Raw genomic sequence first — 12,081 nt, forward strand, 5'->3', positions numbered from 1 at the left:
CGGACATGGAACCTCCCTTTCTTCGGCGCATCCCCCGCAAGCCCTCCACGCCCGCAAGGAAGCCGCTACAGCGACCCGCCCGAACAGACGCTAGCAGCATTGATATGTCCTTGTCACATGCAAACGCCTCAATGCAAATGCCTTCGCACGGGACCGAATGCAGGCGTGGCGATATGCCTTGGACAAAGCCTCCTGCATTGCCGCGCGGCAGACTGTGCAATTTGCAACAATTGGAATCACGCGCGACGGACCCCATTGCAGAGCGCCCGCCGAATCAACCGCAGCCCTGCTTGCATCTGTTCGCACGATCATCCCGGGAATGCAGAGGGACCGCCGGACCGGAATGGGCAGCAGGACTGCCGCATTTCGCAGCAGGCCCGATACGGCGCGCCCCGCCTGTAAAGCGGCACGGCAGGCCGGCTGTCTCGGCCTGCCGCAGCCAACGCCCCGTCCTGCACCCGGGACGCGGATCACCGGTTGCGCCGCAAGCCTCAGCGTCCCTTTGGCGCGGCATAGACGGCCGCCCAGAAGACCGTCCTGCCGTCCGACCCCACGGCCCGGCCAATTCCATAGTCGCGGACCTGCGGGATCAGGATGTTGTCCAGGTGCCCCGGCGAGCCGGTCCACGCACCCAGCACCTGTCCCAGGCCGAACGGCCCTGCGGCAATGTTTTCCGCGGTGATGCGCGGGGCATAGCCCATCTGCTTGACCCGCTGCGCCGGGCCTGTCGTCCGGCTGCCGCGATGCGCCATCGTCCCGCGCCGCGCCATGTCGCAGGCATGTGCGGCCGCAACCCGGGCCAGCACCGCGCTGGGGCGCACCGCGGCCAGCCCCGCCCTGGCCCGCACCGAGTTGGTTGCCACGGCGCCGGCGCGGTTGTCCTGCGCGCTGGTCGGCGCGCAACGGGCGGCGCCGGGCGGCGCCGCCCTGACACTGATGTCCGCCCGCGCCATCGTCACGCTGGCGGCCAGTGCGGCGCCGATGAGCGCCGTCATCACAGCTTGTCCTGCACGCATCAGAAGTCCTCGTCCAAACCCCGGCACGATCCGGGCAGCCGCAGCACCCGATCAACCAAGGGTTGTAAAGGACTTGGGCACCGCGTTGCAAGGCAATCCCACTGACGCTGCGTTGCACAGGCCCGCCATGCTTGCCCGGCCGGCGGAAATCGGCCCATTGTGCGCACAGGGACCGGCCAGCCAGCCGGCAAAGGCCGGACAGCCCGGCCAGTTGGGGGAGAGCATGGGCCGCTTTTCGAGCATCGCAGACCGGGACCGGATCGAAGGGCAGGCCGCCTATGAGGATCGGGACCTGCCCCGGACGATCCATCGCTTTCTGACCGACGTCTCGGACCGGCACGGGACAAGGCCCGCCCTTTCGTTCCAGCTGATGTCGGACCCGCGCGCCCGCGCCTGCACCCTGACCTGGACCGAGCTGCACGAACGGGTCACCGAAACCGCCAACCTGTTTCGCAGCCTTGGCGTGGGACCGACCGACACCGTGGCCTATCTGCTGCCGAACTGCCTCGAGGCGCCGATCGCGCTGCTGGCGGGCGCGACGGCCGGCATCGTGAACCCGATCAATCCCCTGCTGGAGCCTGACCATATCGCCGGCATCCTGCGCGAGACGCGCGCCAAGGTGCTGGTCACCCTGAAGTCCATGCCGAAAAGCGATGTCGCGCAAAAGGCCGCCGCGGCGCTGACGCTGGCCCCGGGCGTCGAGACCGTGCTCGAGGTGGATCTGGCGCGCTATCTGACAGGCGCCAAGAAGCTGGTCGTCCGCTTCATCCGGCCGCGCGTGGTCGCCCGCCACAAGGCGCGGATCCTTGATTTCGAGGCGGCGGCATCGGGTCAGCGTCACGACAAGCTGACCTTCGACGACCCTGTGCAGGACCGCGTCGGGGCCTATTTCCACACCGGCGGGACGACGGGCATGCCCAAGGTCGCGCAGCACAAGGTGTCGGGCATGATCTACAACGGCTTTCTGGGGGGCGAGCTGCTGTTTGACGAAAGCGACGTGCTGATGTGCCCGCTGCCGATGTTCCACGTCTTCGCGGCCTATCCGATCCTGATGTCCTGCGTCCGCTCGGGGGCGCACATGGTCATGCCGACGCCGGCCGGCTATCGCGGCGAGGGGGTCTTCGACAACTTCTGGAAGCTGATCGAGCGCTGGCAGGCGACGTTCCTGATCTCGGTTCCTACCGCGATCGCCGCGCTGATGCAGCGCCCCGTGAACGCCGACGTCTCGTCGCTGCGCACCGCGATCTCGGGCTCGGCCGCGCTGTCGGTCGAGCTTTACAACCGCTTCAAGGCCGCGACCGGGGTCGAGATCGCCGAAGGCTACGGCCTGACCGAGGCGACCTGCCTGGTCAGCTGCAACCCCGTGGACGGGCTGAAGAAGGTGGGCTCGGTCGGCATTCCCCTGCCCTACACCCATGTCCGCATCCTGCGCCACGGGCAGGCGCAGGTCGAGGATTGCGACGTCGACGAGGTGGGCGAGATCTGCGTGGCCAACCCCGGCGTCTTCGAGGGCTCGACCTACACCGAGGCCGACAAGAACCGCGACCTGTTCGCCGAGGGGCACTATCTGCGGACCGGCGACCTGGGCCGGTTGGACGCGGACGGCTATCTGTGGATCACCGGGCGCGCCAAGGACCTGATCATCCGCGGCGGCCACAACATCGACCCGGTCCAGATCGAGGAAGCGATGCTGAGCCATCCGGCCGTGGCCGTCGCGGGCGCCATCGGCCAGCCCGACAGCTTTTCGGGCGAACTGCCCTGCGTCTATGTGGAACTGGTCGCGGGTGCCCAGGTGTCCGAGGCCGAGCTGATGGACCATGCCCGCCGCCACATCCACGAACGCGCGGCCGTGCCCAAGCACCTGGAGATCCTGCCCGAACTGCCCAAGACGGCGGTGGGCAAGATCTTCAAGCCAGACCTGCGGCGCCTTGCCATCGATCGGGTGCTGGACGCCGCGCTGGCCGGAACGGGCGCCCATGTCGTCGAGGTGGTCGAGGACCGCAAGCGCGGCCTGGTGGCCCGGATCGCGCGCGGCCACGCGGACGAAGCCGCGCTTCGCGCCCGGCTGGGCGAGTTCACGGTGCCCTGGGACCTGGTCTGACCGCCGGGCAAGGGCCGGCGCGGCTGGCGACCTGCCCGCGTGGCACCGCGGGCAGCGGCGCGCCCGCGGGACCCTGCGGGCAGACCGCCCGGCCAACGCGACACGGATGCGATTTCCCCTATGCGACCCGCGCGGCACCCGTGCTAGGCTGTCTTGGACCATCCGGGAGAGACGTGCCATGATGCGCCTGCTGACCACCGCCGCCCTGCTGGGCCTGACGACGCTGCCCGCCGCCGCACAGACCGCCGGCCCGGGCGAGGCGATGCAGGCCACGGCCCCGACCGCCCCGGCCCCTGCGGCAGCCGAGGCCCCCCTGCGCGTCGGAATCACCGCCGCCATGCCCCAGGCCGAGTTCCGCACCCCCGAGGGCACGTTCATCATCCGCCGAGACCAGACCCCCGGTGCGACGCTGACCGGCGACTGGGCGCTGACCGGCCACGACTGCCCGCCGTTCTGCATCCAGCCCATGACCCCCGCCCCTGGCGTGACCACCGTGGGCGAGCTGGAGCTGATCGAGGCGATGACCGCGGGCGACACCCTTTTGGTCGATGGCCGCACGCCCGACTGGTTCGCGGGCGGCACCATCCCCGGCGCGATCAACATTCCCTATACGCAGGCGATCGAGCGGCTGGCGGAACTGGGCTGCGAGCCGGACTTCGACGGCAAGTTCGACTGCACGCAGGCCCGCAAGGTGATCCTGTTCTGCAACGGCATCTGGTGCGGCCAGTCGCCGACCGCGATCCGTGCGATGATCGACGCAGGCTATCCGGCCGACCGCATCAGCTATTACCGCGGCGGCATGCTGGACTGGCGGCTGCTGGGCCTGATCGTGCAGGGCGGGGGCGCGCCGGCCAAGACCGACCCGATCGCCGCGCAGGACGTGACGCCCGCCGACCTGGGCACCCCCGGCGCAGGCGCGGCCTCGGCCGCGGCGGACGGCCTGGCGCAGAACGCGGGGCAGAGCGTACCGGACGGGGTGACGACACCGGCCGAAAACCCCGTCGTGGACGCCACCGCCGAAGAGGCCGCCGAAAGCGGCGCGACCCCGGTTGCAGGCGAGCCCACCGCCGCGGGCCCCGGCGACACCGCCCGCCCCGCCGAGGCCGGGGATGACGGGCGCCCCCCCGCCGAGTGAAAGGCGCACGCCCTGCCGGCCAGGGCGGCGACGGCGAAGACCCCGTCTGCCCCCTGTGCCTGCGCCCGATCCCGCCGGGCGTGCCGCAAAGCCGCCACCACCTGATCCCCAAGCTGCGCGGCGGCAAGGGCGGCCAGACGGTGCTGGTCCACCAGGTCTGCCATTCCACGATCCACCGCACGCTGGGCGAGACGGACCTGGCCCGCAACTATGCCACCGTCGAGGCCCTGCGCGCGCATCGCCATCTATTAGAGCCTCATTAATTCCTGGCGCTCATCACACGGCAGACCCTGCGTAGATAAAAAATTCTTCATGCCCACATCCGGGCCCACTTTCTTGAGGGCCTCAACTATAATCAACGTTGCAAATAAAGAAATTTTTTTGTCGCGGCATAATTTTCTAACTCCATGCTGAATTCGATCCAGCATCGGGAATTTTCTATAGTAGTCATGCCCGTAAAAGGCGCAGGACTTGACCTCGCCAAACCCAGCCCGGACAAAACGATGTTCAATCGTTGCAGCTCGCCCTCTGAGGCCCGAATAAAAGGCCGGAAACTTCTTATGTTTGCTGCTGCCAGTGTCTCCACGGCGCTCATCGATAAGATATAAGACAGATTTACTTATTCCCTCAGGCAGCAACCAGTTTGCAAGAAGAGGAGCGGAGTAAAGTTTGGGCGCTAAATGAAGAACAGTTCCGCCAGGTTTGAGCAATTGAAATATGTTTTCATCCATGCGGTGAGAGTTGCGAATATGCTCAGCAAACATCCTTGAAAAAACCACATCGAATTTTCCGACTAGATGACACGGCACTTTCCCCGCGGCATCGAAAACCTCTCTCGCAAAACAACTTGGTAGCGTTGAAAGCTCTTTACTATCAATATCATTTACATAATATTTCACACCGCGTGGCAAATTCTGTTCAGAGAAATGCGGCCTCCCTCCCCCTCCCAACTCCATTATATTCGGAGATTCGTACCGCGCCAATATCTCCATGAGAGATTGATGAAAAACGTCTTGAGCAAGCTCGGCGTTCAAGTGAGTCATCTCAGCTATCATTCTATAAGGATCTCCTACTCAGTTACGAGCAATAAATTGCAAGGAATCTTTGAGAGCCTCAGCGCCTTTACTGCATTTAATTTTTTTACACGCTTATCAGCCGCCTGCGCGCACCGCGCAATTCGCCTAAAGGGACTCGGGCGCCCCCACCCCATCCGCGATGGCCGCGCGATTCAGAGCGGGCGAAAATGACGGCGACAAAAATGTCCGAATATCGACCAAGGTTGGATCAAAGCCGCGCGCAGGCCCGATGAACTCCTCGTAGTGCATGCGGACAGTTGGCTCCGGGTCAGAACTTCAAACTTATCAGTCGACGATTTTGAAATTTTCAGCCGGCTCCAGCCGGCGCAACCCTCACCTCGAAAACTTCTTATACTTCACCCGCTTCGGCTCGATCGAATCCGGCCCCAGCCGCCGCACCTTGTCCTCTTCATAAGCCTCGAAGTTCCCCTCGAACCATTCGACATGGGCGTCGCCCTCGAACGCCAGGATATGCGTGCACAGACGATCCAGGAAGAACCGGTCGTGCGAGATGATGATCGCGCAGCCGGCGAAATCCTCAAGCGCGGCTTCCAGCGCCTGCAGGGTTTCCACGTCCAGGTCGTTGGTCGGCTCGTCCAGCAGCAGGACGTTGCCGCCGGATTTCAGCAGTTTCGCCATGTGGACGCGGTTGCGCTCGCCGCCCGACAGCAGGCCCACCTTTTTCTGCTGGTCAGCCCCCTTGAAGTTGAAGGCCCCGCAATAGGCGCGGCTGGCGATCGTGGCGTCGCCCAGCGTGATGATCTCGGCCCCGCCCGAGATCTCCTCCCACACCGTCGCATTCGGGTTCAGTGCGTCGCGGGACTGGTCGACATAGGACAGTTGCACCGTCTCGCCCAGCACGATCTGGCCCTCGTCGGGCTGCTCGTTGCCGGTGATCATGCGAAACAGCGTCGATTTCCCCGCCCCGTTCGGGCCGATGACGCCCACGATGGCGCCCGGCGGGACCGAAAAGCTCAGATCCTCGATCAGCAGCTTGTCGCCCATGGCCTTCTTCAGGCCCGTGACCTCGATCACCTTGCCGCCCAGCCGCTCGCCGTTCGGAATGACGATCTGTGCGTTGGCGATCTTTTCACGTTCGGATTTCGACGCCATTTCGTTATAGGCATTGATCCGCGCCTTCTGCTTGGCCTGCCGCGCCTTGGCGCCGGCGCGAATCCAGTTCAGTTCGCGCTCCATCGACTTCTGCTTGGCCTTGTCCTCGCGGGCCTCCTGCAGCAGCCGTTTCGCCTTCTGCTCAAGCCAGGCGGAATAATTGCCTTCGTAGGGGATGCCCCGGCCGCGATCGAGTTCCAGGATCCAGCTGGTGATGTCGTCCAGGAAATAGCGGTCGTGCGTCACCGTCAGGATGGTGCCGGGATATTCGATCAGGTGCTTTTGCAGCCAGGCGATGGTTTCGGCGTCCAGGTGGTTGGTCGGCTCGTCCAGCAGCAGCATGTCGGGCGCCTCGAGCAGCAGCTTGCACAGCGCGACGCGCCGGCGCTCGCCGCCCGACAGGCTCTCCACGTCCGCCTCGTCGGGCGGGCAGCGCAGGGCCTCCATCGCGATGTCGACCTGGCTGTCCAGGTCCCACAGGTTCTGCGCGTCGATCTCGTCCTGCAGGGCGGCCATCTCGTCGGCCGTCTCGTCGGAATAGTTCATCGCCAGCTCGTTGTAGCGGTCGAGCTTGGCCTGCTTGGCGCGGACGCCCTCGATGACGTTGCCGCGCACGTTCAGCGCGGGATCAAGCTGGGGTTCCTGCGGCAGATAGCCCACGGTCGCGCCCTTGGCGGCCCAGGCCTCGCCCTGGAAATCCTTGTCGATGCCGGCCATGATCCGCAGCAAGGTCGATTTCCCTGCCCCGTTCACGCCGACGACGCCGATCTTGACGCCGGGCAGAAAGTTCAGGTGGATGTTCTCGAACGTCTTCTTTCCGCTGCCATAGCTCTTGGACACGCCGTCCATGTGATAGACGTACTGATAGCTGGCCATGATCCGCCTCGTGTTCGCTGGGTTGGGTGCTGTCTAGGCCACCTTGGCGCCAAGGAAAAGCACGCGCCTAGCGCATCTGCGCCGTAAACGCCGGCCCGAAGGTCGCCTCGAGGAAGGCGAACTGCGGCTCGAGCCGGGCGCGCAGGGCAAGGCGGGCGGGTTCGGGGACCGAGAGGCCCGAGGCCGCGGCAAAGACCTTGGTGTCGGCGTTGCGATAGTCGTGCGGATCCAGGCCGCAGAACGCCTCGATGTCGCGCAGCACGCCCGCTGGATCGGCGGCGATGCGGCCGAAGGGCAGGATCATCAGCCGGTCGGGCCCGAACCGGGCCTGCCAGCGCGGGACATAGCTGGCATAGTCGCCGCGGTCATACAGGACCGGGTCGTCGATCTCGGCCATCCATGCCTCGACCGAGGCGGGGCGGCGGTTCTTGCGGCTGAGGTTCATCTTCAGCTGGCTGATCGCGCGATCGACCGGGTGGCGCAGGATGTAGACGAATCGCGCCTGCGGCAGGAACCGGGCGACGAAGTCCACGCCCTCGTCCGGCAGGGTCGAATATTCCGGCGTGATGTCGCAGGCGATGGTGCCTAGGGGGGCCGGGGCAAAGACCTGCTTGTACCAGTGGTTGGTGAACATCTCGCCCCGCGTGATGCGGTCGAGATAGGCGGCAAGGGACGCGGGGATGGTCTGGCCCTTGCTTTCATAGCGCTTGTGCTGGTTCTGCCGTGCGCGGCGGAAATGCCAGGGCAGCCAGTCGCGGTGTTCCGGGATGAACCGATGGTTGAAGAACTGCGCTTCCTTGAAGGGCGGCGTCCAGACCTGCGGGTGCTGCGACAGCATCTGCGACAGCCATGTGGTGCCCGCCTTCTGCGCGCCGATGCCGACGATGCCGGGCTTTTTCGGCCGCCCCTCGGGGTCCCATTTGGGCAGGTCGGTCACACCGACCCCCACAGGTCGTATTCGCCCGCCTCGTCCACCGTGACCGTCACCAGATCGCCGGGCGACAGCGTGTCGAACCCCCGGTCGATGAACAGGTTGCCGTCGATCTCGGGGGCGTCGGCCATGGTGCGGCAGGTGGCGCCGGCCTCGTCCACGCTGTCCACGATGACCTGCTGGCGCGTGCCGACCTTGGCCGCCAGCCGTGCCGCCGAGATGGCCTGCGCCCTGGCCATGAAGCGATCCCAGCGGTCCTGCTTGACCGCATCGGGCACGTGGTCGGGCAGCGCGTTGGCGCGGGCGCCGCGGACGTTTTCGTACTGGAAACACCCCACGCGATCCAGTTGGGCCTCGTCCAGCCAGTCCAGCAGGTACTGGAACTCGGCCTCGGTCTCGCCGGGGTAGCCGACGATGAAGGTCGAGCGCAGCGTGATGTCGGGGCAGGCCCCGCGCCAGGCGGCAATCTCGTCCAGCGTGCGGGCGCTGGCGGCGGGCCGCGCCATGCGCTTCAGCACGTCCGGGTGGGCGTGCTGGAACGGGATGTCCAGATAGGGCAGCACCCCCGCCCCCCGCGCCGCCGTGTCCGCCATCAGCGGGATCAGGTCGCGCACATGGGGATAGGGATAGACATAGTGCAGCCGCACCCAGGCCCCCAGGGACCCCAGGTCGCGGGCCAGGTCGGTGACATGCGCGCGGTGGCCGCGTTCGGTCGCGTGGCGGCGGTCCAGCCCATAGGCGCTGGTGTCCTGGCTGATCACCAGCAGTTCGCGCACGCCCGCCTCGACCAGCCTTTCGGCCTCGCGCACGATGGCGTGGGCCGGGCGGCTGACCAGACGCCCGCGCATGTCGGGGATGATGCAGAACTTGCAGGCGTGGTTGCAGCCCTCGGAAATCTTCAGATACGCAAAGTGGCGCGGCGTCAGGCGCACGCCCGAGGCGGGCAGCAGGTCGATGAACGGGTTGGGCGACGGCGGCACGGCGGCGTGGACCGCGTCCAGCACCTGTTCGTACTGGTGCGGCCCGGTCACGGCCAGCACGCGGGGATGCGCGCCGGTGATATAGTCGGGTTCCGCCCCCAGGCAGCCGGTGACGATGACGCGGCCGTTCTCGGCCAGCGCCTCGCCGATGGCGTCCAGGCTTTCGGCCTTGGCGCTGTCCAGAAAGCCGCAGGTGTTCACGATCACCGCGTCGGCGCCGGCGTAATCGGGGCTTATCGCATAGCCCTCGGCCCGCAGGCGGGTCAGGATGCGTTCGCTGTCCACCAGCGCCTTGGGGCAGCCAAGGCTGACCATGCCGATGGTGGGCTGGCCGTCGCGGCGGTCAGCCCCAAAGGACGGCGCGGGGGCCAGGTCCGGCCGCAGGTTCGGAGGATTGAGGCTCATGCCCGCGCATATAGCGACGTTGCGCGCCGACGCAAAGCGCCTGCGGATAGGACGGCGCGTTGCGCCTGTCGCGTGCGGGTGAGGGGGGACGGACGCGGGCGGCGGGCGCCTCGCGCAACCGTGGCTTTCCACCGCCGGCGCCGCGCGGCAGGATGGCGCCATGTTCAGACAACCGCTTCTTGCCGCGGCGCTGGTGCTGGGGTGCCTTTCGGCCGCCTGCGCGGGACCGCTTCCGCCGCTGCGCGCGCCCGCGCCCTTCGCGGACCTGCATCAGGCCGCCGCGCAGGCCAAGCCGATCATGATCGTGAACGACAAGGGCGGGAACGTCATGGCCGCCGTGCAGCGCCGCGCCCGGCTTGAATCGTCAGGCCGCCCGGTCGAGATCCGCGGCTATTGCCGGTCGGCCTGCACGCTGTACCTGACCATGGCGAACGCCTGCCTGGGGCCAAAGGCGACCGTGGGCTTTCACGCCCCGCGCCTGCCGGGCACGCGGATCATCCCGCCGCTGGTCGATCAGATCATGGCGGCCCATTACCGGGGCGGCATCCTGCGGAAATGGAACGACGAGTGGCGCCACAAGCTTGAGATGACCAAGCTGAGCGCGCGGCAGGTCAAGGCGCTGGACCCGCAGATCCGGCTGTGCCCGCGCTAAGGCCCGATCCGCCGGCGGCCCGTCGTCGTGCCTGACCCGGCAGTGCCCCCCGCACCGGCGCGCCCCGGCCTAGTCGCGCAGCCGCCAGCCGGTCGCAAAGATCCACCGGATCGCCGCAAGGCAGATGGCGATCATCGCCGTCACCGCCACCAGCGACAGCCCGACGGGCACGTCGGCAAAGTCGAAGAACGACCAGCGGAACCCCGAGATCAGGTGCAGGACCGGGTTGAACCGCGCGATCGAATCCCATGGCCGCGGCAGCATCGAGGCCGAGTAGAACGCGCCCCCCAGAAACACCAGGGGCGTGATGACCATCATCGGGACGATTTGCAACTGCTCGAAGTTGCGCGCCCACAGCCCGATGATGAACCCCAACAGCGAGAACGCCACCGCCGTCAGGACCAGAAAGGCCAGCATCCAGACCGGATGCGCGACATGGACGCCGACGAAGAAAAAGCTGGTCAGCAGGATCACCAGCGCGATCAGCACGGCCTTGGCGGCGGCCGCGCCCACGAACCCCAGCGTCACCTCGACCCAGCCGGTGGGCGCGACCAGGTATTCATAGATCGTGCCCGAGAACTTGGGGAAATAGATGCCGAAGCTGGCGTTCGACACCGATTGCTGCAGCACCGTCAGCATCATCAGACCCGGCACGATGAACGCGCCATAGGCCACGCCCTCGATCGACTGGATGCGTCCGCCGATGGCTGCGCCGAAGACGATGAAATACAGCACCGTGGAAATCACCGGCGAGGCGAGCGACTGCCAGATGGTGCGGAAAAAGCGCGACATCTCGTGGTGAAAGATGGCTTGGACGGACGGCCAGTTGATCGCGCTCATGCGTTCTCCTCCAGCAGCGCCATGAACACCTGCTCCAGCGACGATTGCCGGGTCGAGACGTCCCGCACCCCGACCCCGCGCGCGTTCAGGTCGGCCAGCAGGCGCCCGATGCCGGTGCGTTCCGCCCGCGCGTCATAGTCATAGGTCAGCACCCGACCGTCATCGGACAGCGACAGGCCCTGCCCCCGCCAGTCGGGCGGCAGCTCGCCCAGCGACCGGTCCAGTTCGACGCGCAACTGCTTGCGGCCGAACTCCTTCATCAGCTCGGCCTTGGGCCGCACCAGCAGCAGCCGGCCCTTGTCCACCACCCCGATCCGGTCGGCCATGTCCTCGGCCTCCTCCAGGTAGTGCGTCGTCAGGATGATGGTCACGCCCGCATCGCGCAGGTCGCGGACGACCTGCCACATCTCGCGGCGCAGATGCACGTCCACGCCGGCGGTGGGTTCGTCCAGAAACAGCACCTTGGGCCGGTGTGACAACGCCTTGGCGATCAGCACGCGCCGCTTCATCCCGCCAGACAGTTCGCGCGTCTTGGAATCGCGCTTGTCCCACAGGGCCAGCGACCGCAGCAGGCTTTCCAGATAGGCCTCGTCCGGCCCCTCTCCGTAAAGGCCGCGCGTGAACCGGACGCTGGCCGCGACCGTCTCGAAGGGTTCGAGCGCGATTTCCTGCGGCACCAGCCCGATCAGGCGGCGCGCGGCGCGCCAGTCGCTGCCGATGTCGTGACCGCCCACCCGCACCGTGCCGGATGTCGGCACGACCAGGCCGCAGATGATCGAGATCAGCGTGGTCTTGCCTGCGCCGTTCGGCCCCAGCAACGCTAGGATCTCGCCCTGCTCGATGGTCAGCGACACGTCGTCCAGCGCGTGCGTGCCGCTGTCATAGCGCTTGGAGAGGTGGTCGATCTGGATGATGGCGGACATGGCGCGGGCTCCGGCTGGCGGCGGCCCGCCAAG

10 protein-coding genes and 1 pseudogene are annotated in these 12,081 nt (G+C 66.7%); 4 read left to right on the top strand and 7 right to left on the bottom strand.

Annotated features, from left to right (window positions below):
- Positions 1-491: 491 nt before the first annotated feature.
- Positions 492-995: a CAP domain-containing protein gene (locus DPQ23_RS12825; protein ID WP_112875192.1), complete on the bottom strand. Its 504-nt coding sequence runs from the start codon at positions 993-995 to the stop codon at positions 492-494.
- 244 nt (positions 996-1,239) lie between these two features.
- Here DPQ23_RS12825 and DPQ23_RS12830 point away from each other — a divergent pair, with 244 nt between their 5' ends.
- The 3 genes and pseudogenes from DPQ23_RS12830 to DPQ23_RS12840 all read left to right on the top strand — a co-directional run.
- The gene (locus DPQ23_RS12830; RefSeq protein ID WP_112875193.1) at positions 1,240-3,117 is read left to right on the top strand and encodes an acyl-CoA synthetase; all 1,878 of its coding nucleotides are present in this window, start codon (positions 1,240-1,242) and stop codon (positions 3,115-3,117) included.
- A gap of 178 nt (positions 3,118-3,295) precedes the next feature.
- A complete protein-coding gene (locus DPQ23_RS12835) occupies positions 3,296-4,252 on the top strand; it encodes a rhodanese-like domain-containing protein (protein ID WP_240602733.1) in 957 nt (318 codons plus the stop codon).
- Positions 4,249-4,500: pseudogene (locus DPQ23_RS12840) on the top strand (HNH endonuclease family protein); the annotation flags it as partial. The gene DPQ23_RS12835 and the pseudogene DPQ23_RS12840, both read left to right, overlap by 4 nt.
- Here DPQ23_RS12840 and DPQ23_RS12845 read toward each other — a convergent pair.
- The 4 genes from DPQ23_RS12845 to rimO all read right to left on the bottom strand — a co-directional run bounded on the left by DPQ23_RS12845 (position 4,501) and on the right by rimO (position 9,633).
- Entirely contained in the window at positions 4,501-5,295 is a 795-nt protein-coding gene (locus DPQ23_RS12845; protein ID WP_162630740.1) for a methyltransferase domain-containing protein, read from the bottom strand.
- Positions 5,296-5,661: 366 nt separating this feature from the next.
- Complete coding sequence (ettA, locus tag DPQ23_RS12850) at positions 5,662-7,317, bottom strand: energy-dependent translational throttle protein EttA (RefSeq protein ID WP_112875195.1); 1,656 nt, start codon at positions 7,315-7,317, stop codon at positions 5,662-5,664.
- Between the two features lie 67 nt (positions 7,318-7,384).
- Positions 7,385-8,254 carry a sulfotransferase family protein gene (locus DPQ23_RS12855; protein WP_240602736.1) on the bottom strand — a complete coding sequence of 290 codons (870 nt, stop codon included), beginning with the start codon at positions 8,252-8,254 and terminating at the stop codon, positions 7,385-7,387.
- Positions 8,251-9,633, bottom strand: a complete 1,383-nt coding sequence (gene rimO, locus DPQ23_RS12860) for a 30S ribosomal protein S12 methylthiotransferase RimO (RefSeq protein WP_112875196.1) — start codon at positions 9,631-9,633, stop codon at positions 8,251-8,253. Before rimO ends, DPQ23_RS12855 begins: the two co-directional genes overlap by 4 nt.
- 160 nt (positions 9,634-9,793) lie before the next feature.
- On the opposite strand from rimO, the gene DPQ23_RS12865 reads away from it, so the two are divergent.
- Positions 9,794-10,285, top strand: coding sequence for a hypothetical protein (locus DPQ23_RS12865; protein WP_205961465.1), 492 nt, complete (start codon positions 9,794-9,796; stop codon positions 10,283-10,285).
- A gap of 69 nt (positions 10,286-10,354) precedes the next feature.
- On the opposite strand, the gene DPQ23_RS12870 is transcribed toward DPQ23_RS12865, so the two are convergent.
- Both DPQ23_RS12870 and DPQ23_RS12875 read right to left on the bottom strand, forming a co-directional pair.
- Positions 10,355-11,116 (bottom strand): ABC transporter permease, encoded by a 762-nt coding sequence (locus DPQ23_RS12870; RefSeq protein ID WP_112875241.1) that lies wholly within the window; start codon positions 11,114-11,116, stop codon positions 10,355-10,357.
- 5 nt (positions 11,117-11,121) lie between these two features.
- Entirely contained in the window at positions 11,122-12,048 is a 927-nt protein-coding gene (locus DPQ23_RS12875) for an ABC transporter ATP-binding protein (RefSeq protein WP_112875197.1), read from the bottom strand.
- Positions 12,049-12,081 lie beyond the last annotated feature (33 nt).

The sequence above is a fragment of the Paracoccus endophyticus genome, assembly GCF_003286075.1.
GTDB classification, from domain to species: domain Bacteria; phylum Pseudomonadota; class Alphaproteobacteria; order Rhodobacterales; family Rhodobacteraceae; genus Paracoccus; species Paracoccus endophyticus.